At 41.5% G+C, this 25605-nt stretch carries 22 protein-coding genes; 3 read left to right on the top strand and 19 right to left on the bottom strand.

Annotation, left to right across the window (positions count from 1 at the left end; genetic code table 11):
* Positions 1 to 59 precede the first annotated feature (59 nt).
* Positions 60 to 566, bottom strand: coding sequence for a hypothetical protein (locus ACJMLO_RS03500; RefSeq protein ID WP_405293963.1), 507 nt, complete (start codon positions 564 to 566; stop codon positions 60 to 62).
* A 170-nt stretch (positions 567 to 736) separates the two neighbouring features.
* Here ACJMLO_RS03500 and ACJMLO_RS03495 point away from each other — a divergent pair, with 170 nt between their 5' ends.
* The gene (locus tag ACJMLO_RS03495) at positions 737 to 2116 is read left to right on the top strand and encodes a 2,3-diphosphoglycerate synthetase (RefSeq protein ID WP_405293961.1); all 1380 of its coding nucleotides are present in this window, start codon (positions 737 to 739) and stop codon (positions 2114 to 2116) included.
* A gap of 11 nt (positions 2117 to 2127) precedes the next feature.
* Here the strand turns inward: ACJMLO_RS03495 and ACJMLO_RS03490 are convergent, their stop codons facing one another.
* The 7 genes from ACJMLO_RS03490 to ACJMLO_RS03460 form a co-directional block, all read right to left on the bottom strand.
* Complete coding sequence (locus ACJMLO_RS03490; RefSeq protein WP_405293959.1) at positions 2128 to 2445, bottom strand: zinc-ribbon domain-containing protein; 318 nt, start codon at positions 2443 to 2445, stop codon at positions 2128 to 2130.
* The gene (locus ACJMLO_RS03485; protein WP_405293957.1) at positions 2446 to 3021 is read right to left on the bottom strand and encodes a hypothetical protein; all 576 of its coding nucleotides are present in this window, start codon (positions 3019 to 3021) and stop codon (positions 2446 to 2448) included.
* A gap of 249 nt (positions 3022 to 3270) precedes the next feature.
* A complete protein-coding gene (locus ACJMLO_RS03480) occupies positions 3271 to 4170 on the bottom strand; it encodes an SseB family protein (protein ID WP_405293955.1) in 900 nt (299 codons plus the stop codon).
* Positions 4163 to 5758, bottom strand: a complete 1596-nt coding sequence (locus ACJMLO_RS03475; protein ID WP_405293953.1) for a helicase C-terminal domain-containing protein — start codon at positions 5756 to 5758, stop codon at positions 4163 to 4165. The genes ACJMLO_RS03480 and ACJMLO_RS03475 overlap by 8 nt, the downstream gene beginning before the upstream one ends.
* 35 nt (positions 5759 to 5793) lie before the next feature.
* Entirely contained in the window at positions 5794 to 6861 is a 1068-nt protein-coding gene (locus ACJMLO_RS03470; RefSeq protein ID WP_405293951.1) for a zinc ribbon domain-containing protein, read from the bottom strand.
* A gap of 1 nt (position 6862) precedes the next feature.
* On the bottom strand, positions 6863 to 8314 hold the full coding sequence (locus tag ACJMLO_RS03465; RefSeq protein WP_405293949.1) for an AAA family ATPase: 1452 nt from the start codon (positions 8312 to 8314) through the stop codon (positions 6863 to 6865).
* 198 nt (positions 8315 to 8512) lie between these two features.
* Positions 8513 to 9394, bottom strand: a complete 882-nt coding sequence (locus ACJMLO_RS03460) for an SseB family protein (RefSeq protein ID WP_405293947.1) — start codon at positions 9392 to 9394, stop codon at positions 8513 to 8515.
* A 127-nt stretch (positions 9395 to 9521) separates the two neighbouring features.
* Between ACJMLO_RS03460 and ACJMLO_RS03455 the strand changes: the two genes are divergently transcribed.
* Positions 9522 to 9806: a MarR family transcriptional regulator gene (locus ACJMLO_RS03455; protein WP_405293945.1), complete on the top strand. Its 285-nt coding sequence runs from the start codon at positions 9522 to 9524 to the stop codon at positions 9804 to 9806.
* 25 nt (positions 9807 to 9831) lie between these two features.
* Here ACJMLO_RS03455 and ACJMLO_RS03450 read toward each other — a convergent pair whose 3' ends face one another.
* From ACJMLO_RS03450 to ACJMLO_RS03410, 9 genes are all read right to left on the bottom strand, one after another.
* Positions 9832 to 17016 carry an Ig-like domain repeat protein gene (locus tag ACJMLO_RS03450; RefSeq protein WP_405293943.1) on the bottom strand — a complete coding sequence of 2395 codons (7185 nt, stop codon included), beginning with the start codon at positions 17014 to 17016 and terminating at the stop codon, positions 9832 to 9834.
* A gap of 122 nt (positions 17017 to 17138) precedes the next feature.
* Positions 17139 to 17834: a zinc-ribbon domain-containing protein gene (locus ACJMLO_RS03445; protein WP_405293941.1), complete on the bottom strand. Its 696-nt coding sequence runs from the start codon at positions 17832 to 17834 to the stop codon at positions 17139 to 17141.
* Positions 17835 to 17992: 158 nt separating this feature from the next.
* Entirely contained in the window at positions 17993 to 18208 is a 216-nt protein-coding gene (locus ACJMLO_RS03440; RefSeq protein ID WP_405293983.1) for a hypothetical protein, read from the bottom strand.
* A gap of 132 nt (positions 18209 to 18340) precedes the next feature.
* Positions 18341 to 18802 (bottom strand): hypothetical protein, encoded by a 462-nt coding sequence (locus tag ACJMLO_RS03435; RefSeq protein ID WP_405293940.1) that lies wholly within the window; start codon positions 18800 to 18802, stop codon positions 18341 to 18343.
* A complete protein-coding gene (locus tag ACJMLO_RS03430) occupies positions 18803 to 19096 on the bottom strand; it encodes a hypothetical protein (protein WP_405293938.1) in 294 nt (97 codons plus the stop codon).
* Positions 19096 to 20019 (bottom strand): SseB family protein, encoded by a 924-nt coding sequence (locus tag ACJMLO_RS03425; RefSeq protein WP_405293936.1) that lies wholly within the window; start codon positions 20017 to 20019, stop codon positions 19096 to 19098. The genes ACJMLO_RS03430 and ACJMLO_RS03425 overlap by 1 nt, the downstream gene beginning before the upstream one ends.
* 34 nt (positions 20020 to 20053) lie before the next feature.
* The gene (locus tag ACJMLO_RS03420; protein WP_405293934.1) at positions 20054 to 20248 is read right to left on the bottom strand and encodes a hypothetical protein; all 195 of its coding nucleotides are present in this window, start codon (positions 20246 to 20248) and stop codon (positions 20054 to 20056) included.
* Positions 20249 to 20251: 3 nt separating this feature from the next.
* Positions 20252 to 21418: a cold-shock protein gene (locus tag ACJMLO_RS03415; protein WP_405293932.1), complete on the bottom strand. Its 1167-nt coding sequence runs from the start codon at positions 21416 to 21418 to the stop codon at positions 20252 to 20254.
* A gap of 130 nt (positions 21419 to 21548) precedes the next feature.
* Positions 21549 to 24188 carry a hypothetical protein gene (locus ACJMLO_RS03410; RefSeq protein WP_405293930.1) on the bottom strand — a complete coding sequence of 880 codons (2640 nt, stop codon included), beginning with the start codon at positions 24186 to 24188 and terminating at the stop codon, positions 21549 to 21551.
* A gap of 78 nt (positions 24189 to 24266) precedes the next feature.
* Between ACJMLO_RS03410 and ACJMLO_RS03405 the strand changes: the two genes are divergently transcribed.
* Positions 24267 to 24683 carry a YkvA family protein gene (locus tag ACJMLO_RS03405; RefSeq protein WP_405293928.1) on the top strand — a complete coding sequence of 139 codons (417 nt, stop codon included), beginning with the start codon at positions 24267 to 24269 and terminating at the stop codon, positions 24681 to 24683.
* A gap of 4 nt (positions 24684 to 24687) precedes the next feature.
* On the opposite strand, the gene ACJMLO_RS03400 is transcribed toward ACJMLO_RS03405, so the two are convergent.
* Positions 24688 to 25359, bottom strand: coding sequence for an SseB family protein (locus ACJMLO_RS03400; protein WP_405293926.1), 672 nt, complete (start codon positions 25357 to 25359; stop codon positions 24688 to 24690).
* Between the two features lie 48 nt (positions 25360 to 25407).
* Positions 25408 to 25557, bottom strand: a complete 150-nt coding sequence (locus ACJMLO_RS03395; RefSeq protein WP_405293924.1) for a hypothetical protein — start codon at positions 25555 to 25557, stop codon at positions 25408 to 25410.
* Between the last annotated feature and the right edge of the window lie 48 nt (positions 25558 to 25605).

The raw sequence follows: 25605 nt of genomic DNA, 5'->3' as shown, positions 1-25605 counted from the left end.
TCATTCAAAAATAAGTAAGGAAAATAGTTGAAATGAGATTTCAACAATTTTCTAAAAAATTATTTGTTGTTATAGGACAATGTTTCTTTTTCAATTTCAATCCTTTCGTTTAAAAGGGTTGTTACTTCATCCATTTCATCTTTAACAACAGAAAGATCTTCTTCAAGGGATACTAATTCAGCTACTTTTTCCATGTCTTTTTCGAGGTTTTTAATTAACTCATTTTTAGCTTTTTGCATTTTTAATTGAGTATTTAAAACGATTTCTTCTAGTTTGTTTTCAGCTTTGAATAATATAAGCTCAATAGGTTTTTCCCCTTCTTCGATTTCTGAATCAATAGAATCTAACAATTTAATAATGTCCTTATCAGCATGGTCTTCAGCTTTATAGATTTTTTTAATGGCTTTTTCAATGTGTCCGCTTATTTTTTTATCAGTATGTTTTTCTTTTAATGCCAGTTTTCTTTCTTCATGATTTATCTTAGCTTGTGCCTTTTTTTCTTCCAGTTTAACTTTTTTCTCATCCAGTTTAACAGATAATTCTTCTTTTTTTTCTTCTAAACTCATGATATCGCCATTTTAGTTTAGTTAGTTGAATTTATATATTAAATATTTTATAAACTTTTTGTGAGTAAAGATATCGCACAACGATTTGATGTTCAAAGTATTATGGGAACACATGGAATTGGACATGTCCCGATTAAACTATTTATCTATTAAAACAAATATTATTAAATATGAAATCCGTAACAAGAATGCTCTGTCTGGTTGATGGTGAACACTACCTTCCAGTCACTCAAGAAGCAATAGATACCCTAAACAGTTTGGAACACATTGACGTTTCCGGAGCCGTGTTTATTGGAGGAACAGAAAAGCTCAGGGACGATTCGGAGGAGTCCTATTCCGAAAAGCTCGGATTGCCGGTCCAGTTTGCAAAGGACAAGGACATACCCTACGACATCATTGTGGAGATGATTAGAAAATACGACATCGATACTGTCTTTGACCTAAGCGACGAGCCCATTCTGGACTATCCGAAAAGGTTTAAAATCGCATGCAGGGTTTTGGGTGAGGGAATCTCATATGAAGGGCCTGACTTCAAGTTCGAGCCAACCTCCCAGTATGACATCATGGAAAAGCCTTCCCTAACCATTCTTGGAACAGGAAAAAGAATAGGTAAGACCGCTGTGTCCGGTTTCGTTTCAAGGCTTATCGACAAAAACGGCTACGAACCATGCGTAATTGCAATGGGAAGGGGCGGACCTGAAGAGCCTGAAATAGTTCATGGAGAGGAACTTGAAATCAATGCGCAATTCCTGCTTGAACAGTCAGAAAAAGGAGTTCATGCCGCAAGCGACCACTGGGAAGATGCACTGATGAGCAGGATTCTGACCATTGGATGCAGACGCTGCGGAGGCGGAATGGCCGGTGAGGTATTTTTGACAAACATGAAAAAGGGAGCGAAACTGGCCAATGAAGTCGAATCCAAATTCGCAATATTCGAGGGAAGCGGAGCCGCAATACCTCCTATAAGGACAAACAAAAAAATAGCGCTTATCGGAGCAAACCAGCCTATTGCCAATCTTACAACCTATTTCGGACCATATAGGGTGGGGCTTGGAGACCTGGTTATTCTGACAATGTGTGAGGAGCCGATGTGTTCTGACGAAAAGAGACGTGAAATCGAAGAGTTCGTAGGTGAGGTAAATCCGGATGCCGTGGTGATATCAACAGTCTTCAGGCCTAAGCCTCTTGATGACATTAAAGGAAAAAGGGTTCTTTTTGCTACAACCGCTCCTGAAGATGTCAAGGACAAGCTTGTGGAGTATCTTGAGGAATACTACGGCTGTGAGGTAATCGGAACAACAGCACACCTGTCAAACAGGCCGCTTCTTCGTGAGGACATGCAGAAGTACATGGACAAGGCAGACGTAATGCTCACCGAGCTCAAAGCGGCTGCAGTTGACGTTGCAACAAAGGATGCAATTGCACACGGCCTTGATGTCGTCTACTGCGACAACATTCCTGTTGCCATAGACGATTCATATCCTGATTTGGCCGAGTCAGTCATTTCCCTTGTTGACTCAGCAATTGATGATTTTGACAAATCATCATAAATTTTCTTTTTTTAAAACAGAACAAATGATATTATCCATACTGCAACTGCAACTATCAGTGCGTATTTGCCGTGTGTCTTTGCCTTTTGGGAGTCATTTCTTGTCAAAAGATAGACTGCAGCAAAGACACCGAAAAGAGGTATGAGTAAAGCCAGAACGTAAGCGATTATGATTGCATACTTGTGGTCCTTTTCAACAGCCGGCACGGTGAAATTCGAAGCATTGTCTGGCTTTGAAAACTGGATGTTTTCAAGATTCCTTCCGCAGCTTTTGCAGAATTTGGCGCTGTCAACAAGCTCCTCTCCACAATGGGGGCAAAATTTTGACATCTATTCCACCTTTCCGAATATCTTTTCGATGAGATCATCTTCTGACTTGTAGAAGTTAAGTTTCAAAAGCCTTTGAAGGGTATCCGGAGCCCCTATAAGCTCCATCATCTGATTCCATGGTATGAATACCTTTTCAGCCCCCTGATTGTAGCACAGCTCCAGGGTCTGAGGCAGCTTTTCCCTGCTTGAGTCTGTAAGTATCACGGTTGAATCGTCAAGGCTCTGATTTCTTCTTATGGATTCTCGGGATACGGTTTCTGCAACCCCAAGGTTTGTGCTTTCGCCGTTGCCCATCAGATTGTCAACCGAAAGCTCGTCGTTTTCCACCTTCAGACGGAAGATGTCCTCATCTATGAAATAGACCTCGCCGACATCGCATGTAACCTCCAGAAGGGAGTCGAAGGAATCGGCATTTTCATAAACGTTATCAATTTCATCCGGAATTTCGGGAAAGACATAGCCTGAACGGTCCACAAAATCACTCTGGCCGGCTATGATTTTCAAAAGCCGGATTATTTCCCTGTTTTGATTTTCAATATTTCTGTTTATTCTAATTAACTCCTCTAATTCAGACATAGTAATTAATATGGTTAAGCTAGTATAAAGTTTTTAATGTGGAATCCCACCGGCATGCGACAAACTCCTGATATAAAAAATAGTAAATTATTTAATATGCCGATGAGATTCTCCTAACCATCACTAAACGAGAGGGATTGCATCTTCTACAATCCCATATAGTAATATGAACCTCATTGTATATATAATTTGCTAAATAAAGCCACTACAATATTGCAATGACAATATAAAATTATATGGAAACTTCAATTATATAATGAACATATAATATATCGAATCTGACAGTTTCTCATCGTTTGCAAATTTTTCAAATGCATATGAATATTTCAAAAGAACTGTCCTTGGAATCAGGACATTGTCGCTTCCGGGATTGAGGACTATTCCCTCCATATCCTCAGACAGGACAAAATTGACAAGCATTGAAAGGTTGATCAGTTGTGAATATCTGTACTGGTCTGTTTTGATGTCTTTCATCCGGTCTTCGCCGGAAAATATTGTTGCATAGACTCCACCGATTCTGTCGGTATACATCTGGGCAAGGGGACCCGAATCCATCATGGATATGACTCCATCCTTTGCCTTAGAAGACAGATCGACATCGCTGACCATCATCGTAAGCAGGTTTGACGCAGCCAATGCCTCAAAGAGCGCCTCATAGTCCCCTACGTTTTGGGGATTTTTGATGAAATCCTCTAGCATTTCGTTTTTTGAGTTTTTCATCCCAATCAGCTCATCGATTTCATAGGTATTTGTGGAGTAGTAGTTGGTTTTCGGAGGATTTCGGATGTCCAAAATGAATTCCCTTGAAAAGACGTACTTTTCAGTTGCGGGATTGAGGATATATCCCTCGATATCTGTAGTCTTTAAAACGTTTTGGTATAGCTCAAAGGAGTTCTGCATAAGCTGGATGTCATCCTCATCCCTGAAGAACTTGCGGAACTCTTCGGGGTCTGTAAAAAGGGGAGTGAGTTTGACACCATCATCCTCATAGATTATGAAATTCAAACCGAACTCATCCCTTTTTGCGGGAATGTAGAGGTTTGAGTATCGAAATTCGTTAATAAGCCTAAGGTCCAAATCCTTCGTAAGTCCATTGTCGTTTGAGTAGATATCTTCAATAACCACTCGCAGGTGTTTGTGATTAGTCATCAAGATTACTTTGTTTCAATAGGTATTTAAATGAATCCGGTATGAACCTGTCGTTTAGACAGAATTGCCTAAGGCGTGAATCGATGAAATATGTAGTGCAGTAATCCCTGTCAAATCTCATTCCCCTTCCGTATGTCTGAATCAGTGACAGTGCGGTTTTGTAGTCATACCAGTCCTCATCGGCATTTGCCCTCAGTCGAATCTGCTTGTCTGCCAGATCAGGATAGGGAAGTTTATATATTATCTGAAAGCGGCACAGGTCTCCAGGCAGGTCAACGCCCTCATTCATGGAGGGTGAAATCAAAACCAGGGGCTCGGATGAATTGATGAAGTGTTCAAGCTGGCTTGAGCGGTTGCGGGTGTTGTGGTCAATCAGACGAAGGGAATTGATGTTTTCAAAAAGAAAATCCTTGCAGGTTGTGCTTACGGTGTGGATTATTCCCTTTTCATTTTTATGGCGATTCAGAATGTCCTTAATGACATCAACAGTTTTCGGTGCGTTTTCAGTGATGCGCTTATGTGACAAATCAAAGCCGTCAAAGCTTTTGATCGGGTTTCTTTTCATGTCGAATGGTGACTTTCGCCTTATGGCATAGATTTCATCCGAGCGAATTCCCAGACATCTGGAAAAAAATTCATAGTCAAGTATGCTTGCGCTCATGAATATGCAGACGTCCCCATATTTGAAAAGGGTGTTTTCGGCATAGCTGTCGACCTTGAGGGGCTTGAATTCAATTGATTCATTATGTCTGTTGAAGTCGAATATCCAGCTGTAGGGGTCCTGTGAGATGTTTTCACGAAAGCGAATGCAGTCTGCAATCTGCTTTTTTATGAATGAAATCTTTTCTGCAAGATGAGGCCTTTTAAGGTTCATGAATTTTTCAAGTTCCCGCTGATATCTGTCTTTTATCTCTTCGATGAAAAGAAGCCAGACGTCAAAGTCTCCGTTTTCAAGCTCATAGAGTATCTCATCCGTTATTTCAAGTTTGAGATACTGCTTCAGGTCACTCATTGAAAACTCAAGTGTCAGCTGGCCCATCAGCACGTTTTCAAGATTGTGGGCCTCATCGCAAATCAGGAGATTTCTTCTTGTAAAGTCCCCGACATAGTTGAGCTCCAAAAACATGTAGTGATAGTTGGAAATGACGCATTTTGAATTGAGGGCATCCTGCTTTTGGAGGTAATAGTCGCACTTGGAACTGTCGCAGATTTCTCCTTCGGCGATGCATCTGCCCTCATCGCAGGTCAGCTGCGAATCCCTTTTGCATGTGAAGTTTCCGCGTCCCTTCACAAGGTTCAGATTTGAAAAGTCGCGAAGATACTGGTCCTGCAGCTGCTTTGTGACAGTCAGTATATATGATTCATCAAAAATGGAGGAAAGGGTATATGCTATTGCCGATTTTCCGGTTCCGGTTCCCGCCTCAAGAACTATGTATCTGTAGCCCTCATCGATTGCCTCGATTATCTGGGAAGCCGTTTCAAGCTGGTCCTTTCTCGGCTTTTCGAATGGAAAGTGCCTTCGGATTCTGGAATCTATTTTTGAATACGTGCTGTACTGCCACATCAATATGAAATTTGGCTGCGCCACATATTTAAAGCTTGCCGGAGAGCATATGATAAGTACTATTCGTCATTGTAGTCCTTGACTGATTTGATGAGATTGTCCATATCCCCAATGATTCCGTCGACATCCTCCTTTTTGGAGATGTTTTCATTGACCACCAGCTCATTTGAAAGGTCATCAAGCTTTCCGAGAATTGCCTTCAGGATTTCAATCTTGGATTCGATTTCAGAGGCTATTCTTGGCGAGTACTCATCGGCAAGGTCAATCATTGTCCTGGCAGATGAGAGATTCTTGTTGAAAAGTTCTCCTGACCTGTCGACTCCGCTTATGAAACGTGTGTAGGTAAGCTGCGGAGGCTCGAATCTCTTTTCAATAATCTCACGTACAGATGTGTCCTTTGCGGTGAATTTGCTTTCAAGCTCATCAAGCTGACGCTTATAACCTGCATATTGAGGCAAGACTCCATTTTGGGTTTCCTGCGGTTGTGGATCAGGTTTTTTCTCTGGAATTTCCTTTTGCGGCTTTACAGGTTTTGGCTTTGCCTTAGGATTCGGATTGATGATTTTGTGAACCACAAAACCTAACACGAATGTCGGAATTTCAAATATCAATCCGAAAAGCACCATTTCAAAGAGATTATGGAGATTCAATGACCCTCCCAAAAAGAAGAATGCCAAAAAGACAAGATGGCAGATGATTTTTGTCTTTGCAATTACGAAATCCCCGTCACTGTTCTGCCAGTAGAGTAAAAGGTGCTTCAAATCGGTTGCAAGCCCGTAGTCATTGTGGGTGATCTTTACCTGTGAAGGCTTTCCGATGATTTTTCGAATCGCATAAAAAATAAGATATGTCAGAAAGCCAAAAAGAAGCGCAAAGAAAAGTATTCCAACAGGAGCGCCTGATACCAGTGCAAGAAGAGAGAAAATCAGAAAGACAGTTATTGAGGTGACTTTCCCCCTAGATAGGACATAATGTCCGTCATAGGCTGAATAGAACATTCTATGGACAATGCTGTTGTCGGGTATTGCCACTTCCTGCCTGAGCCTGAAGGACTGGCCCTTGCAGTAGGGGCAGAAATTCGCTGCGTCATCTACGCTGTTTCCACAATTGTTGCAAATCTTTGACATGCTATTCCTCAACTAAAAAATCCTCATAGGTTAACGTATTAAGTTCCTCATCTGTTATGTCGCTTTGGGGAGCCAGACGGTTTGCCTGTGCGGTGATTACCTCCTCAAAGAAATTCCTAACGGCACGGCCGTTTGCAAAGTTATCCCCCTTGTTTTTGCACATCCTCTCGAAGTACTGAGTGAGGTAGTCTTCGGCGGCATCGTCAAGGGTAAGGTTGGCTTCGCCGGCCATCAGCATGAATATGTCATGGAGCTCTTCTGCAGTATAGTCCTCAAAGAAGATGAACTTGTTGAACCTTGACTCGAGGCCTGGATTTGAATGCAGGAAGGTGTCCATAAGTACAGGATATCCCGCAACGATGACGATCAAATCATCACGGTAATCCTCCATTGCCTTTAGAAGGGTGTCTATGGCTTCCTGTCCGTAATCGTTTTCTGATTTTGATGCAAGGGAATACGCCTCATCGATAAACAGTATTCCTCCCATTGCCTGGTTTATGACGTCCTTTGTCTTTATGGCGGTCTGGCCAACATATCCTCCTACAAGGCCTGAACGGTCCGTTTCAATTAGGTGGCCCTTTGAGAGAATTCCTATTTCATGATATATCTTTGAAAGAAGCCTTGCAACCGTGGTCTTACCTGTTCCTGGATTTCCGCTGAAGACAAGATGAAGGCTCATGGCAGGCTGCTTGATTCCCCTTTCGGACCTCAGCTTTCTGATCTGGACAAGGTTTATGAGCGAGTTCACGTCCTTTTTTACCTTCTCAAGGCCTATCAACCTGTTGAGTTCATCGAGATATTCGTCAAGGGAATGCTTTTCCTCATCATTTTCACTGATTTGCTTCGGTATATAGTAGCTTTCAGCGACATCGTCTGTGAGATAATCACCAAGACGGCCCTCAAGTCCCTTGATGTATTCCTCATACTTTTCGAGAACTTCAGGGTTGAGCTCCCCGTCCACGGTTATGAAGAATTTCCCGAGGAGTTTGTAAAGGTCAAAAAGCTCATTGCATGAGCGAACGCCGTTCATATCAAAGCTCAGGGCAAACTCGTCAAGCTCATGAAGGCATTCGAATGACATCGGCAAATCATCGGTTGCGGTTTCGCTGAGAGAAAAGATGTCCTCGCTTGTGTATGAGCCATCCAGAAGCTCGTTTATGAAGTCAAGCTCATGGTCGGTGACTACACCGTCTCCCAGGCCGAGATAGCCCAGATATCTGAAAAGATCATCGAGAATCATGACATTGAGAGGAGTGTCTTGCTCTTTGATTTTGGGACAGTATTCCTTTACAAGGTCAATGTCAAGAGTCCTTACCAGAAATGTCACATTTGACAGGTTACCCTTTAGAAATTCCATGTCTAACTTCTCAGTTTTTAGATTGCAAACCGGACAGGTTTCCTTTGAATTGTCCAATACCTTGCCGCAGTTTGCACAGATTGTCCATTCCAACATAATATTCCTAATATGAGTATAGAATTCAAATATTATATAGGTTATGATATATTCCTGTGGCAAATGATTTCAATGAGGCGAATGCTTAAAAGTAGAGTCGATGATTTTATGGTTTTGGCAAAAAAAATTGAAATAATTATGCCCAAATTTAAGTATATTGATTTGGGCAATGAAAAATTAATATGTATTTGGTCACATCTATATCCTGAATGCATAATCAACGGCTTTTGAGAATTTTGAATTGGCAAGGCCGTCAAACTCAAGGAGCTTGAGAAGAATGTTTCTTGGAACATAGTACTCCTCACCCTCAGGATTGATAACGATTCCGTCCATATCGCTTTCAAGAACATACTTGATGACCTCAAGGAGATTGCATACCTGATAATATTCGTATGCATCGCCCATGGAATCCAAATCGGTAAAGAGAAGCGCAAAAATCTCTGTGCCGTTCTTTTGGGTTGCAAGCACAAATCCTCCAACATCGCCTCTTTTGACGATGCCCTTGCTTTCATTGTCTACAAGCAAAGGATCTGATACAACCGCATTCAGAAGAACTGAGTCCATGAAGGGTTGGGCGAACTCATCGAAATTGTTGAAGTTGTTTTCATCGGCCATGAATACCCTGAGTTCATCATTTGAAGCGTTCTTTGCCATCTTTTGAAGCTTGCTTATGCTGTATCCCTTTCCGCTGCGATTGGATGGAAGGGGAGGAAGCCTCAAAAGCAGTTCCTTGTCGACGTAGAACTCTTCGCTTTCAGTGTTTATTATGGCACCGGCAAAACCAAGCTCATCGACCAGCCTTGCATAATATGTCAGGTCATTTTCAATCGCAGTAAAGTCCCTGGAATACTTCATGAGCTCATCATTGTCTGTAAAAAGTGGAAGCAACAGTTCACCCTCATCGGTTAGAATGTGTGGAAAAGAAATGTTTTCATCTTCAACAACCGCAGGAATGAGAAGCCTTGAAACCCTGAGCTCAAATGCAAACTCATATGCCAAATCCTCCGGCAGCTGTGAATTGTTGGACATGAAATTGTTCATCTCATTGATTGTAACTTTTAAATGATTATTTGTTTGCATACTAATACTATGTTTTTTCCCCTTATAAAATTTGTTAGTAAAGGAAATAATAAGGAAACAATAAACCAATAATAATCCAACAAATGGATATATAAGGTTGTCTTTTAGGTCAAATAAAGGATATATCATGTCAGAAAAATTAAATTTGAAAGACGACTGGAATCTAATCGGATATGTAAAGATTTCAAAAAACAGATACAATGTCCTCAAGACCCTTGAGACAAGATATCTGATGCCATCTGAAATCGCAAGAAAAACCGGGCTTAAAGCAACCCAAGTATCCAAAACCCTCAATACCCTTAAAAAACAGAATCTGGTCGAATGCAAAAATGAGGAATCCTACAAAGGCAGGATATATTCATCAACACCACTCGGAAAGGAAATAATAGAATTCATCGATAGAAATAGATAAAAAAAAGTAGATGAGGTTGCATCATCTACTTTACAGTAATTTTAACTTTTTTTGTGACCTTATTAAAGCGCACATCGCCGTTGAAGGTTACTGTTGACTTGAAAGTGCCCCTTTTCGTAAGCTTCTTGATTTTGAAGGTGGCCTTGCCCTTAGCGTTTGAAGTTGCCTTGAAGGTCTTGCCGTTGACTTTGATTTTCAACTGGGCATTTGCAAGAGGCAAGTTCTGATGTGTCCTTAAAGTAACCGTATACTTCTTGGTCTTTGCCTTTGCCTTGAAGGTCTTTTTGGAAGCTTTAAGCTTAGGTGTTGCCTTTGCGACTGTCAGCGTTACCACCCTTGATGATTTGGCGTAGTTTGTGTTTCCTTCAAATGTGGCTGAAAGGGCATATGTTCCCGGGTTGAATGAATTTGTTGACAGCCTTACCTGACCGTTTGAATCTGTAATTAGATTATTTGAATTTACAGATACTGCAAATCCTGCCATCGGCCTGCCGTTGAGGTCTTTTAGAGTTGCAACAATTTCGCTTCCGGTATTGTAGACAGTGTAGACATCATAGGATGTGATTTCTGTCGGCAACTTGTTTACAGTAAATGTGGTCTTTGCAAGTGATGTGAGATAGTTGTCTGACTGCTGGAAAACAGCTTCGGCTTCAAAGGTGCCTGCACCTGCTGAGGTATAGTCAAATGTGACCTTTCCGTTTTCAAGGGCAATGTACCTGATTTCCTCGCCGTTTACATAGACCCTGAGATATCCTTCACCAACTGCCTCCCCATTGGAGATGACTGTGATTGAGAATGCGGACGGACTTCCGTAGTAGACATTGGCAACGTTATCAACAATCACCTGTGTTTTTGCCCTGTCGACAGAAAGTGTTGATGAATTTTGTGAGCTTTGGTAATTGTCGGCATTGAATTGGGCTGAAATCTGATGGTCGCCTGCAGTCTGCGGAGTGTATGAGATGCCTGCAGTACCTGCGTTGACGTTAGCACTTGCAATGACTTTTCCGTTGTCCATGAAGGTTACTGTTCCCTCGCTTATGCTTTGACCATTAGGGCTTGCCACATTCACCCTTATGGTAAGCGCATTTCCAACTGTACCTTTCAGATTGCTTATCAGAACCTGGCTTGTTGCCTTTTCAACTGAGTATGATGTAGAGTACTCCTTGTTTGAAAATCTGCTGCTTTCAGCATAAATGACCTTGAGGGTGTTACTTCCTGCTTTCATCGGTGTGTAGGTCAGTGCTGCGACACCATCGGTTAGGATTTCTTTTCCAATCTGATTGCCATCAAGATAGAATGTGACTGTTCCCTCATTTACTGTAGAATAGAGTCCCCTGACGTTTACTGTGAATGCGGATTTGTATCCGACAGTTCCTGAGCTTGAAATGACTTCAAGAGATATTGAATCGACGTATGATTTTGCTGAAGAGTTTGATTTGACGTAATTGTCGCACTCAAAGACTGCAGTTATTGTGTGTTCGCCGTCTGCAGTAGGAGTGTATGCCAAAGTTGCCACACCATTTTCCACATTGACAGTACCTATAACCTTGTTTGCGTCCCTGAATGTGACTGTACCCTCATTTATGGAAACTCCATTGGAGCTTGTGACATATGCAGTGAGGGTGAGTGCATGATCAACAGTACCGTTAACACTAGCGATTGTCACAGCAGAATCAGCTTTTTTGACTTCATATGAAGCGGTTGAGAAATCATCTGAGAAGTGAGGGCTTTGTGAGTAAACCGCCCTGACCACATGACTTCCCGCTTTGGTAGGCACATATATTACTGATGAAACGCCACCTGAAACGGAAACACTTGAAACAAACTCATCATCAACATAGAAAGTCACGATTCCCTCATTTACTGTAGAATAGAGTCCCTTGACGTTTACTGTGAAAGTGGAATTGAAACCGACAGTTCCAGGATCAGCAATGACTTCAAGGGAAATTGAATCAACCAGGAGTTTTGCATCATCACTGGATCCAATATAATTATCGGATTCATAGGTTGCGGTTATAATGTGCTCTCCGTCTGCTTGAGGAGTATAGGTTAAGGTTGCAACTCCGTTTTTAACGTCTGCAGTGCCTATTATGTTGTTTGCATCCCTGAATGTGACAGTTCCATCGCTTATGCTTGCATTGTTTGAGCTGGTCACCAAGGCGGTTAAAGTCACGTTATGGCCAACTGTAGCGTTGACATCATCTATTGAAACTGCTGAATCTGCCCTGTCAACATGGTATTGTGATGAATCTTCAGCGTCTGTGAAATTGGATTCATAACAGAATGCTGCCCTAACTACATGATTTCCTGCAATTTTAGGAACGTAAATGACAGAAGCTGTGCCGTTTGAAACAGAAACTTCAGCCATATATTCATCATCGATATAGAATGTGACTGTTCCCTCATTTACTGTTGAATAGAGTCCTGTGACATCGGCAACGAAAGTGCTGTTGAATCCGACAGTGCCATTTTTGAGAGTGACTCTTAAAGTTACTGAATCGACAACAAGTTTTGCTGTTGCGTTGGATGAGAGATAATGCTCGGAGTAATATACTGCAGTGATTTCGTGTTCACCGCCAGCCAGTGGTGTGAAAGCAAGTCTAGCAACACCGCCTATCACATCGGAGCTTCCTATTTTCTCACTGCCATCAAAGAAGCTTACGCTGCCCTCATCAATGGCCTGACGGTTTACGTCATAAACATATGCGGTCAATTCTGCTTCATGTCCGCTCAACGCATTTGTGTCATTGATTAGAGTGAATGAATCGGCAGGATTTACTGTAAGTGTGAACTGCCTTTCGAATGCATAATAGTTGTCGTCACCTTCGAAAACCACATTGACAGTCCAGTTTCCGATTTCCAAATCGACGAGTTCGTCAAAGAGTGTTGTGGTATTGAGATGATATGTTTTGGACTCGCCTCCTTGGGTAAGGGTGAATATGAAGTCTGATGTGATTGGAAGGTCATCGAGAACACCATTTAAAGCGAGTGAAACGCTTTCAGGATGTTTGAATATTACTGTTGTGTCATTTGCTGTTGGGTCGGCATTCCTTCTAGTGAAGTGAGCGCCGTTGTTTAGGATATTGTCCCTTGTGGAGTTTATGAATCTGCAGCCGTGGATTTCACCGGAATGGGTAACGGACCAGATGATTTGTGTTGCGTTTATGTTGTTTATGAATGTTGAATCTGCAAGCTCTCCGTTGTCACCGGTCCAGATAACGGCGTTCGGATTGTCCTCAAATGTTGAATTGCTGAGGTATCCGTCATTTCCGTACCAGTATACTGCTCCACCATACATGTCGGCAGTATTGCTTTTGAAATGGGAATTGGACATGCTGCCGCCGGCATACCAGAGAACTGCACCGCCAAATCCTGAAGCGGAATTGTTTATGAATACTGAATTGACCACGTTGCCCGCTTTGCACTGCCACAATACTGCTCCACCGGAGCTTGCGCTGTTGGACTCAAAAAGGCACATGTCAATTATTCCGCTTTCACTGGCAAGACAGACCGCTCCGCCCAGATCTGATGCAACGTTTTGTGAAAAGCTGCATCCTGTCAACTTGTCATTGCTGTTTGTTGAAATAATTGCTCCTCCATCACCTGCACAGTTGTCTTTGAATGAACAGTTGTCATAAATGCCTGTTCCATTCATTGAAAAGACGGCACCTCCGGAACCGGCAGCACCGTTGGCTTCAAATGATGAGTTGACAAATTCTGCATTTGACAATTGAAGTAGGATCGCTCCGGCATTTTTGGCATTATTGCCTGAAAAGCTGCATCCTGAAATTTCACAGTCAGCCTGAATCAAATAGAGTGCACCGCCAATGCTTGTTGCATCGTTGTTTTTGAATGTTGAGTTTGTGATTTTAAGGACAGATCCTAAAGATGCAATCGCAGCTCCTGAAGATGCGTGATTGTAGGTGAAAGTACATCCATCTATGATGGCCATGTAGCTGTAAACGGTAACTGCACTTCCGATATATGCAGAATTGTTTGTGAATGTGGAATTTGAAATCCTTGCTGTGATTGTGCTTAAAAAGATTGCTGCAGACTGGGAGGAGTCTGAAGCGGAGTTGTTTGTAAAAAGGCAATCCATTATGAGGGCATTTCCTGCAGACCAGTAGAGTGCAGCTCCATCCTTTGAATAACTGTCTTTGAATGTACAGTTGATTACGCTGCAGTCAATGCCTGAAATCATCACAGCAGAAGCATTGCCCTCGCTATACCCATCGGCGAAGTTGATGTTTTTGAGAACAACACTGTCTGAAAGGACATTGAATATCCTTGACAGCGCCTTTGCGCTGATAGTGTGTCCCTGTCCGTCGATTGTTATTGCCTTTTTGATTGTGATTTCATCATCTGATTTCAGATTTGCGTAATCTTTGGTGAGCCTGAGCAGTCCTCCCTCTTTAGTCATCCTGATTTTGTTTAACAAATCCTCAAATGTTCCTATGCGTGATATGTTTGTGTCGACAACAAGTGAAAATGTCTTTTCGCTGTATTTGGCGTCTCCCCCATATCTGGCAAAAATCACATCGCCGTCGGCCAGGTCGAATAACTTGATGGATCTTTCATCCGACAGGTTGATTACGTATTCGCTGCTGTTGTGTGTTATTGAAACGATACCTACGGCATCCTGCGGACAGACAACATCTATAATGTATGCTCCGTCACCCGTGTCGATGTCCAAATCCAGCTCAAGATAAGGGCTTATTCTGTGGTCATTTGTAAATGTGGTGAACATCTTGATGCATGCAACGACTCCGCTGTCATAGAGGTCAATCCATCTGAGGTTGTTCCAGTAATAGGAGTTTCCGCTTTGGATGTAGAGGTCAGTACAGTTGGTGATGCTGCTGAAAGGAAGCAGTCCCACACCTCCCTTGAAATTGGTGCAGTTGAAGGCGACATCCACCCTGTCGTTTGGGTTGAGATATATAAAAACGTCAAGATTTACAGTATAGTATCCTTCCCTGGCCTTTCCGCTTTTTGTTGCCTTCAAAACATCATTGACATAAACATATACGTTGAAGTCACACTCGTCAAGGAAAATTGTTGAAACCGCAGCAAGATATTCGTTTCCCTCGACTGTGAATACGTTCTTGTAGGCTATCTTGTCCTGCTGGAAATAGAATGAGGAGGTCTTCTGTATTTCAAGCTGATATACTCGGTCAAGGTGGATTGTATCGTTCAATATGAATGTATATGACTTTTGTGAATCGATTTCTGCAAATTTTGTGTCATAGTATGAGACGTAGAAATATCCGTCGTCTCCCCAGTCAGGTCCCCAGCTGTTTCTCACAATCCATGCTCCGTCGCCTGGAGGGGTGATGTTGAAGTTGTATCTGCTGTATGAATCATCCCATCCGACGATGCAGACCGCATGGTTTGTGGCGTAGTCGGTATTAGAATAGTATGAGGTTTCGTTTTTAATGTATTCATCATCATAAAACATGCTTGTTGCAACGGCGCCGTAGCGGATGACGGCATCTTTTATGGCGTCATTGTCTGTAAAGTCATTTCTTTTGAGAATAATAACATTCTGGATATGCAGGATGCTTTTCAAAAGAGGGGACAAGTAGTCATTGATGTAGTATGAATCGTCGGTTTCGAATACCGGTCCAAGCCAGCTTGCAAGATATCCGTATGCCATTTCGGCATGTCCACCATCGTTTACGGCAACATTGTATCCGTAATTTGAAAATAGTGCCATGAGGTTTTTGAGGTTGGCCTCCGAAAGGTCAAGAGCCATGCCTGAGGCCTTCAGAATGCATGATTCAAGTGAAGCCATTGCGGCGAATGCCCAGCAGTTTCCTTCGGTTCCCTGATCCTTGACCGGAGTCAGGAGCCTTTCGTCAACCATGCTGTAGTATGAAGGCAATGATGTCAGGTTTTCCTGCCTGTATTCGAACTGGTAGTAGTCATCGCCGGTGATTGTAAGGTTATCGTTTATGGCATTTATGAAGTCTGACTGGGATGGGGCGTAATTGTCTGATGTGAAGTCTGCCAAATCGTTGAGCGTAAGGGCATATATTGCATTTGCCTTTAGTGCGGAGTTGTCCTCAAGGACATTTCCGGATACTTTTGCAGTTATCATGTTCAGGAATACTGCCCCTCCTCTTGAAGCGGTGTTTTGGGAAAGCACATTGTCCTCAAGATAAAGCAAGCCATATGATGCATAAAGGGCTCCGCCGTCATATTTTGCGGAGTTTTTCCTGAATGTGGAATGTGTCATGTTTGTCCTTGATGAGAGAAGTGTGACCGCTCCTCCGAATTCTGACTCGCAGTCGAAAATTCCCAGATAGTGTCCGATGAAAGTCGTATCGATAAAGGTGAATGCACCTCCGGATTCGTATATCGCCCTTCCATTGGTGAAATTGCTTCTTTCAATCCTTATTGTTCCTCCACCGGAAAATAGGCTTCCTCCAACCACTTCGGCGACATTGCCTGTGAAGGTGGAATCATAGATTGTGCCAACTACATTCGACATGTAGTAGACGGCTCCTCCAAACTGGGCCGAACAATTGATGAAACTGGAATTAGATATGTAGAGACGTGAAAAATCCTCACAATAGATAGCACCACCCGAATCTGACGAACAGCTGATGAAATTTGAATTAGATATGGTCAGATTGGAAGAGTCACTGCAATAGATAGCACCACCTGAATCTGACGAACACTTGATGAAACTTGAATTCGATATGTCCAGACGGGAAGAGTCACTGCAATAGATAGCACCTCCCAATTCTGACGTACAGTTGATGAATCTGCAATCTCTGATTTCCAAGTTAGAATTGGAAGCCAGATAGATTGCTCCCCCGTAAAAATTGTCATATTTGCCGTTTACAAAAGTGATGTTTTTCAAAAGGACATAGGATGCGGTGACTCTGAACACCCTTGAGGAGGACTTGGCGTCTATGCTGTGGCCCTCTCCGTCAATTCCCATCCTCTTGTCGATATTAATATAGTTCCAGCGGCCGTCATTTTCATAATCCCTGCTCAAATGAAGCATATATCCTTCATCAGTACTTTTGATTGAATTTGAAAGCTGGGTGAAAGTTCCGACCGTCTGGGTTGCGTTTACCGCTGCATCTTCCTGCGCATTTTCAACAATACTGTCGTCTGTGAGATTCTCATCAGCACATACCGCTGAAACCGAAAGCAGAAAGACAACAAATATTGCAAGCATTAAAAATCTTCTCTTTGACAAGACATTTTCCCCAAAAATATTTATTATATGATAAATATTCTGTTGCTGTTGGCATATATTTGTTTTGAAAAGATTCGAATGCTGAATAAAATATAGAAATATTGAAAAATAGTGAATGAAATTCACTCAGAAACCCTGTGTCCGCAGTTTGAGCAGAAATCTGAATCTGCATCAAGCTTGAATCCGCAGTTTGTGCAGTACACATCATCACTGTAGATGATTGCCTTTTTGAGTTCAAACTCCTCCGGGGTGATTTCACCGGCTTCAAACTTTTCATAAAGCTCCATAAGCTGGGAGATTTCATCATAGTTTTTGTGTGAGATGTTGTCCTCAAGAATCTCCTTTAGGGGAACCGCCCGGTTTTCGTTGATTTCAAATGAGATTTCATCATCTTTTGTGAATATTATGAACCTTTTTTTGGACCAGCCCCCATCCTCGATTTCGATGCCTATCATTTCCGTGTAGGGGATTGTCACGCCGGTCTTTTCTATGAGAATCTCATCGGGCTTTAGGATAAGGTCGCAGCCATCATCCTCCCCCAGGCTGATCCATACCTTTCTCTGGTTGAATATCATTTCCTTTTCCTTGCGGATTTTGGCCTCCCGAAGGTTGGTTGACTCGAGAGATTCTTCAAATTCCTCTATCAGTTCTCGGGTTAGGGGTTGTCTTTTGATGTTGCAGTCCTTTGATTTTAGAAACTCCAAAAACATTTTGTTCGGTGAGCCCAGAGGATTGACAAGATTGTAGTGCTCAAGCAAATCCATGTTGCGGTTGTAGGTTTCATTTGAGGAATTGGTGAAGAAGTCTTTAAGTTCCATGGTAATATTATGTTTTGGACAGTAAATATATTTTACAAAAAAAATAAGAATCCATTAAAAAAATTAATGGATTGAATCAAAAGAATTGAAACTAGAATGTTTAAATTTAATTAGATGCTTTTGGATATGACCTGAATCAATAGCCGTGAATGATTTTTCTAATCATAATACTCATCATCATAATATCCCAACTCTTCGGAGTCGTCATAGTTCAGGTCATCTGATGAATCCCCCTCATCAAAAAGGCCCATCTCTTCATATTCGTCTTCATCATCAAGTCCCCAATCTGGACTGTCGGACAAGTCAGATCCGCAATCCTCACAGGTCACCCTTGACGGGTCGTTTAGATGTCCGCAGACGCTGCATGTAATCATTTTATCACCTCCAGTAGTTTTCTCCTGCTGTCCCTGAATCGCCAAGGCCATCCGCACTCATGGCACTATCGTTTAAAGCGGCGCTTTGCAATTGGGCATGCAGGCATTTCATCATCATGTTAATGTATTATTCTAATCATTTAAAAAGTATTCATCAAGAAGACCCCTTCCAATAAAGCAGCACTCGCCGAGGGGATTGATAACAAAGCCCTCAACGTCTTCAGTGAGCAGGTCAAGGACATGTTTCCAGGGATTGGTCATTGGAATGAGATCGTCAAAGCATTTTCCGTATTCGTCCATGTCCGTGCAGAGCGCGATAAACTGGCGGCCTTTGGGACCGGGCAGGAAAACGATTTCAAGGCCCTCGTCGCCGAGTCTGCAGGCAACGATAAGCGATGAGTTTACAAGCTCGCATGCCATAAGGGAGGTTTCAAGGTTAAGGTCACCGTGCTCGCTTTGAATCTTTTCCATCCTTTTGAAGATGCGCTTCATCTCGGGATGGGTGATGCCTTTGAGCATGTCCATGTATTCGATTCCGCAGTCGCTGCAGGGCTTTTTGTAGTGGATTTTTCCACCGCAGTTTGCGCATATCATCTAAACCAGCCTGTAAAATATTTCCCTGAAGTTTTCATAAAGCATATTATACAGTTCCAATGCCCTGTCATAGGTTGAAAGCTCGCCTGAGAAGTATTCGGCATCGAGATGTCGGGCATAGTCTGGAATGTATTTTCCAATCATCCCGACCATTTCATCATGGAACCTCTCGATTTCGCTTTCGTCTGCCTTTTCAAAGTCAAAGTGAACGACGAGCCTCTCGTCATATCTCACAAGCCTTTCAAAGTCTGAAACTATTTCCTGGATTGTAAGCTTGATTTTCTTGTTGTCCATTAGGCTTCCTCCTCTATTGGGAACATATGCATTATTGCAGTGTTTAGCCTTGAATCATTGCACAAACGTTCAAGAAGTGATGAGAATTCCAAAAGCACATCACGGCTGATTAGGATGTTTTGCGAATTGGGATTGATTATTATGCCGTCCATATCGTCATTAAGGATGAAATTGGCCATCTGCGAGAAGTTGACGATTTGGGAATACCTGTTGTATTCAGTTGCAACGCCTTCCATCTCATCCTCCGAGGTATAGACTGTTGCGTACTGGCCTCCGATTTCATCAAGGTAGAGAAAGCCCAGAGGACCTGTATCCTCCATGGATATCACTCCGCCTTCCGCATATTCACTCAAATCATCCCTTGAAAGCATCAGGGTGAGCAGAGTCGAGTGGGAAATCTCATCAAAGAGCTCCTCATAATTGCCTAGATTGGCGGAATCCCTGATGAAATCCTCAAGCATTCCGTTGTCAATGGAATCCTTGATGAGCTTGAGCTCGCTTTTTGTATATGGATTTTCGGGAATGTATTCGTGCTGGGGAAGATGCTTGATTATGTCAAAGACCTCCCTGATTATTATGAATCCTTCGCTTTCGGGGTTGAGGATGAATCCGTCGGTAACCCCCAGCCCAACCATCTTCTTGTAGAACTCGAAGTCATATGTCTCGCATTCGCATTCTCCCTGAGGAACGAATTTCCTGAACTCGTGCATGTCAGTGAAGAGGAATCCATACCTTTTCCCTTCATCTTCACATACCGCAAGCATGTTTGAAGACTCTGTGATTTCACCTGCAATGATGAGATTGGAATGCTTGAGCTCGGCTAAAAGCCTGCGGAGGATTGTCTCATCCACATCTTCCCTTTTCTGTGCGATTTCCTCCAGGCATTTTCTCAAGTTGTCATGCTTTACAAAATGTTTTCTCACGATATCACCTCTGCTTTTTCTTCCAATTTCAAAATTATTTTAAATCCCGTACCATCATTGTCGGGTCTCTTTTTGAATGAACATCTAATAAATCCTTTTCCCGCATAGATCCTGCCTTTCCTGCAGGCAATGCCTCTGTTGTATTCAACTCTTGTTTAGGCAAGTTTTTATTGCATGTGGGGTTTGGAAGGATTGCCGAAATTTTTTCTATTTCGTTTATGCTAACCATAATCTATTCACCCCTCACATTGACTGCCTTTAAAGACTTCATGCCTTTGGATTTGTCAAAACTTTCCTCAACATAAAAGGACACAAGCTGGCCCACATATACCGGACCGCCCCTGAATTCGCTTTTATGGAAAAATATTTCATCGCCGTCTTCGCATTTTATGAATCCAAAGCTCTTTTCCTGAATGAATTTTACGATGGTTCCGTGCTCAAGTTTTCGGTCCTTGAACTTGTAGCGAATCCACAGTTCCCTGATTTCACTTTCAAGTTCCTTTCTGTTTAGCCGGGTTTCATCAATGTCGAACTTCTCGATTTCATATGGCAGGGAATGCCCCTTTTGCCTTTTCAATATGGTGAAGAGCTGGGCATGTTTCAATGCCATTTCTGGGTTGAAGGATTTGAAAACCCTGTAGCAGAGAAGGTAAAGGTTCACTTTGGTCATGGCCGATTCGCTGGAAAGCACTGCCGGACAGAGGTAATCGAGAGCATCGTAGGGTTTGCCGAGGATGTAATAACATTCGGCAATGGCTCTATACATGTACCATTTATGCTTGACCTTGATGACTTCCTTAGCATACCCAATCGCTTCGTCGAATCGGTTAAGCTGCATGAGGGATTTTGCAATTCTCCATCTGAACCAGGTATCGCCTTCATCCTGAAAGCTTTTAAGGGCATCCAAGGCGGTTTTGGACACTTCAATGCATCTTTCGAATTCCATATTCTCAAGACAGGCCTTGCTTAGCCAGTCATAGTATTTCTCCCTTCTCGGCTTTTGCAGTCTGCCGTATGATCGGTATGGCCTTTCGTCAAGAAGTTCAGGATTGAGCTTTTCAAGCCAGTGCATCATGCCGATGAAGTCTTCATCGTTTTTCAGCTTGATTAAGACCTTGAAGACTGCTGAAGTATATGGGCAGGATTTCCTTTTGTTCAAATCTGCCTGCGGAAGCAATTCAGTGATACAGTCGGCCGCTTCGAAAAATTCCTTATCATCTTTGGGATTGAGCATTCTTACTTTTATGATAGTCCATGCATAATCCACTTTCTGAGCATATTTGAATTCCTCAGAATGCTGATTGTACTGTTCTTCATAGATTTCTAAAGCTTGTATAAAATTTCCAGATTGTTTAAGATCGCGTGCATTATTTAAATATACTTTAAACTCACTATTCATGTTAGGTGACTCAATTTTTATGTGGCGTTTGTATAAAGGCGGATGATTATTTTAACGGGTGTCATTTATTTATGTTATTCATTAGTATATATATTTTTTGGTTATGAGTGTGTTTTCAATTCAAAACTCACTAACTTTTAAAAATTGAAGAGTCAGGTTCATTGTCCTCATCACTCCCATTGTCAATTTTTTCCTGAGCCTCTTTTAGAAATCCATTTTCCAACCAGAACTCATAATCCTCACGATTGAAAAGTCCTTTAGCCTTTTTAAGAATAAAGCTTAATGGTATATCCTCGCTAATGCCCTTTTGAACAAAAAGGGATCCTGGATTAACATAATAGTCATAATATACTTTAGAGAATTCCTTGAATTTCTCATCACCAGATCTTCCCTTTAAAAACCAGCCATAGATATCATCAACACTGACATTGGCTTTTCTTGCGGCCTGACGTGTGGTCAAATCCTGCTTGACTGATCGAGTAACAATATCCAGCTTCCGGTTAAATATTATGTCATCAATGTCCCCCGGCACTTCATCCTGGGTTAGATCAGCATTCTTTAAAGCCTTCTCTGAACCTGTTCCCTTAAGAATTTCATCAATATAGATATCCATTTTGGCATCATAATAGCTCTGATAGAATTCGGCGAACCTTTCATCACCCTGACTGCCCAATTCATAGCACTGCATTAATTCCTCTTTTGTCAAGCCAGCATTCCTTAAAGCTTTGGATTTTGACTTGCCCTTTGAAATCCTATTTAAAAATACACTTAACTTGATATTGTAATAATCTTCATAGAATTGCTTGAATTTCCTATTGCCCTCAAGCCCTTCACTGCAGCAATATTCAAATTCATCCTGAGTCAATTCGGATATTTCAAGAGCTTTCTTAAGCGGCTTGTGTTTTATTTCATCCAAAAATCTTGTCAGCTCTTTCGGAAGAATCTCCTCTTCATAATAATCATACAACTTCTTAAAGGTTCCATATCCCTTTTTGCCGAGACTCAAATAATTATTGATTCTCTCTACCTTAATGTCTGCCACTTGTGATATCTCAGCCTTTGATTTGTTATTCTTAAATCCTTCATAAATCAAATCGGCAATTACCTTAACGTGCCTGTTTTTGAAATCCTCACATATGTCAAGGGTTCTTTTAAACCAGCGTTCGACATGAGTGTAATCAATGCCGATGATTTCAGCGGACTGGATTTTAGTTTTGCCTTTTCTTCTCTGGTTTAGGAAATTATGCATTAATACTTCAGAAGAAGCGATGTAAAATTCGGAAGACATGTCATCATACCAATGATAGAAATCATCAACCGATATTTTGGCCATCCTGCATGAAGTTTCAAGGTCATTATGCTTCAGGCATTCAATCAGGGCTGACTTTCTTGATTCAAGTTCCTGATTTCTTATTCTGGAAAGTTCATTGCCCTTGAAATCTGAAACCTTGAAAAGGTCACTGTATTCCTTTTGAGTTACGCCGGCATATTCGATGATTTCCTCTCTTGTTTTCTTGTCGTTGATGCCCTGAGTGATTAAATCGATTTTTATCTGCATTAAGCGGTCCTCGAATTCAGGGTCAAATTCACACCAGAATCCATATACCTCATCTGAAACATTCAAAGTTTTCCTGATTTCACCTTCCAATATGCCTTCACTCTTCAACTTAAGATATTCTTTAATCAGCAATTGATTAAATACGACGAATGATTCATTAACATTGCCTCTTTTATAGTTACCTAAGCGTATATTGTACCATCTTTCAAGTTCCTTGTTTGTAATGGTGGTGTAGTCAATGCTTTTCCAGATGTCTTCAGTAGCAAGCAAATCCTTTTCAAATTTTTTTCTGATTTCACGGTCAGTGATCTTGTAGAACTGATAGAAAGGAATCTCCTTTCTGCTTCCAAGAATATACTCCCTTGACTTTTTGATATCAGCAGGAGAAATCTTGTCCTCCTTGAATCTGGTTATGAGCTCTCCTACAGCAATGTAATTGTCGATTTGATTCAAATAATCTTCAAGGTACATATTGTTGAATGTGATAAATCTTCCAGCAACCCTGAGCATATTTTCCCTAGTCATAGAATGTATGAACTGATTGACATAGCCTTCAGCCATTCCATACTCAATGAGGTCCTCCTTGGTGAACTGGGCATCCTTTCCGAATGCATTTCTAATTGAGATGAAATTGTTGGCGTTTTCAAGCTTGCGTGAACATTCATGACAATAAATAGAGTAATTCAAATGATTGGGATTGCCGCAGACCACACAATAATCATACTTGACATCGACGATTTCATTGAAATCACGGATTTTGACCTCATCTTCTGACAGGTCAAATTCCAACGGCTTGAATTCGGGAACGCCCTTGTACTGGTCGTAATTCTCATTATAATCCCTGTAGAACTTACGGACAATGTAGAAGAGTTTCTCGTGCAGCTGCACCGCATCCTGAAATTCATGCTTTTCTATGTCATCGAATTCGTCATGAATCTTGTTTCTGTAATTGTATGCGTTCTTTATTCTTTCCCTGTATGCATTTGACATCTTCAGATCTGACCTGAAGACCGCATCAACCTGTTCGGCGAATGGTTTTCTAGAGTTGTACTTCAACCCTGCCTGGTTGAGCAATTCCTTTAGGATATGCTCTAGAAATGTAGTAGCATCTGCCTTAACACCGGATGGGGAAACGCTTACATTCTTTTCAATACGATTTCCTAATTTCCATAATGTATTATCAAATTCCTTTAAAAAATCAAAGTTAGACACTTTTACACCTCTGTATCAATATTGTGTTAAAATAATATTTAAATATGATTGAAGTTATAATTATCATTAGGTGAAATGATGGAATCAACTTTTAAGGATTTCTATGATACTTTAATCGAAAACCTGGAAACATATACTGGCGAATATGAATCATTTATAGATTACGGACCAACCTTATTTAAGGTTTTATGCAACTTGCTTAATGAGGATATTGACAGAAGCTTGAAATTGCCGATCTGCGGAGCAATAGCATACTATGTGACTCCCGAAGACATAATTCCAGAGCAGATTTACGGTCCCTACGGATATATCGATGACATTTACCTCTCTAGCTACGTTTTGAAAATTGTCGCTTCCAAACACGGATTCGAATTCATACAGAACATTGCCCCGGTTCCAGATATTGAAGGGATAATATTGGAATGCGAATCCAAATCACTTGAAATACTCAAGGACGATGAAATCAAAAGCATCTTGGATTACATCGGCCTTTAAATCATTAATTCTTTTCCCTTAAACTTCTCAATCTGAATGCATAGTTATGTGACTGCATATATTTTGATGAATTGTAATTGTTTCTGAAATCCTCAAAGTTCAAGAGAATCATTTCACGGTCAATTCTAATACGATCACTGTCCGGATTCAATATTATTCCTTCAAAGTCGAATCTGAGCACCATTTCAAAAAATTCAGCAAGATTAATGACCTGGACATATGAATCGGAACATCTTCTAATCTGATCTATGCCTGTGAAAATCTCCATGAACTTGTCTTCAGTCAATATGATTAGTGAAATTGCATCGGTCAAATCCACGGTATCCTCGGTTGCATTCGGATAGGACAGAGTCAGCAATACTGATTTTTTAAGCAGCTCGAAAAACGATTCAAAATCATAGATTGAAGATGGATTTTCAATGAACCTACATAAATCCTCATTTCTAATGTTTCTTGCGACAATCTCCAGTTCATTGCAGTCATATCCGGCATATTTGGAATCATATTCGAAAAATGGGGTTTCTGCCTTGTGCCCAAATAAATTGACATCCAAAAAGACACCTTCAGATGAGGGGTTGATTATCATGTCCACATTTGCAGACAGGATATAGTCAAAATCATAGGCCTCAGGACTTAAATCGTCATTGGCTCCATAGCACATGAGGTATTCATCCATGTCCGTGAAGAGCAGGATGAACTTGTTTTCAAAAAGAAAAATGGCTCTTCAGCCATTTGCCAGAAATGTCGGAACGATGAATGTAGAATAAACAAGTTCCATATTGAACAGCCAATCGCTAGACAAATCACTTTCCTGATAGGGATAACCTTCGATTATCCTTTTCAAATTATTGTGAGATACGCTTGAGAGATCCATTCTACTCACCCGGAAAATGATTGTCTAAAAATTCACGATTCAACTCAA

Source organism: Methanobrevibacter sp., assembly GCF_045120835.1.
GTDB lineage: Archaea > Methanobacteriota > Methanobacteria > Methanobacteriales > Methanobacteriaceae > Methanocatella.
This window is presented reverse-complemented; position numbering and strand designations above follow the sequence as displayed.

Coding starts and splice junctions, on each gene's coding strand:
- ACJMLO_RS03500 (WP_405293963.1), bottom strand. CDS start 566: ATGAGTTTAGAAGAAAAAAAAGAAGAATTATCTGTTAAACTGGATGAG.
- ACJMLO_RS03495 (WP_405293961.1), top strand. CDS start 737: ATGAAATCCGTAACAAGAATGCTCTGTCTGGTTGATGGTGAACACTAC.
- ACJMLO_RS03490 (WP_405293959.1), bottom strand. CDS start 2,445: ATGTCAAAATTTTGCCCCCATTGTGGAGAGGAGCTTGTTGACAGCGCC.
- ACJMLO_RS03485 (WP_405293957.1), bottom strand. CDS start 3,021: ATGTCTGAATTAGAGGAGTTAATTAGAATAAACAGAAATATTGAAAAT.
- ACJMLO_RS03480 (WP_405293955.1), bottom strand. CDS start 4,170: ATGACTAATCACAAACACCTGCGAGTGGTTATTGAAGATATCTACTCA.
- ACJMLO_RS03470 (WP_405293951.1), bottom strand. CDS start 6,861: ATGTCAAAGATTTGCAACAATTGTGGAAACAGCGTAGATGACGCAGCG.
- ACJMLO_RS03465 (WP_405293949.1), bottom strand. CDS start 8,314: ATGTTGGAATGGACAATCTGTGCAAACTGCGGCAAGGTATTGGACAAT.
- ACJMLO_RS03460 (WP_405293947.1), bottom strand. CDS start 9,394: ATGCAAACAAATAATCATTTAAAAGTTACAATCAATGAGATGAACAAT.
- ACJMLO_RS03455 (WP_405293945.1), top strand. CDS start 9,522: ATGTCAGAAAAATTAAATTTGAAAGACGACTGGAATCTAATCGGATAT.
- ACJMLO_RS03445 (WP_405293941.1), bottom strand. CDS start 17,834: ATGGAACTTAAAGACTTCTTCACCAATTCCTCAAATGAAACCTACAAC.
- ACJMLO_RS03440 (WP_405293983.1), bottom strand. CDS start 18,208: ATGATTACATGCAGCGTCTGCGGACATCTAAACGACCCGTCAAGGGTG.
- ACJMLO_RS03435 (WP_405293940.1), bottom strand. CDS start 18,802: ATGATATGCGCAAACTGCGGTGGAAAAATCCACTACAAAAAGCCCTGC.
- ACJMLO_RS03430 (WP_405293938.1), bottom strand. CDS start 19,096: ATGGACAACAAGAAAATCAAGCTTACAATCCAGGAAATAGTTTCAGAC.
- ACJMLO_RS03420 (WP_405293934.1), bottom strand. CDS start 20,248: ATGGTTAGCATAAACGAAATAGAAAAAATTTCGGCAATCCTTCCAAAC.
- ACJMLO_RS03415 (WP_405293932.1), bottom strand. CDS start 21,418: ATGAATAGTGAGTTTAAAGTATATTTAAATAATGCACGCGATCTTAAA.
- ACJMLO_RS03405 (WP_405293928.1), top strand. CDS start 24,267: ATGGAATCAACTTTTAAGGATTTCTATGATACTTTAATCGAAAACCTG.
- ACJMLO_RS03400 (WP_405293926.1), bottom strand. CDS start 25,359: ATGGATGAATACCTCATGTGCTATGGAGCCAATGACGATTTAAGTCCT.
- ACJMLO_RS03395 (WP_405293924.1), bottom strand. CDS start 25,557: ATGGATCTCTCAAGCGTATCTCACAATAATTTGAAAAGGATAATCGAA.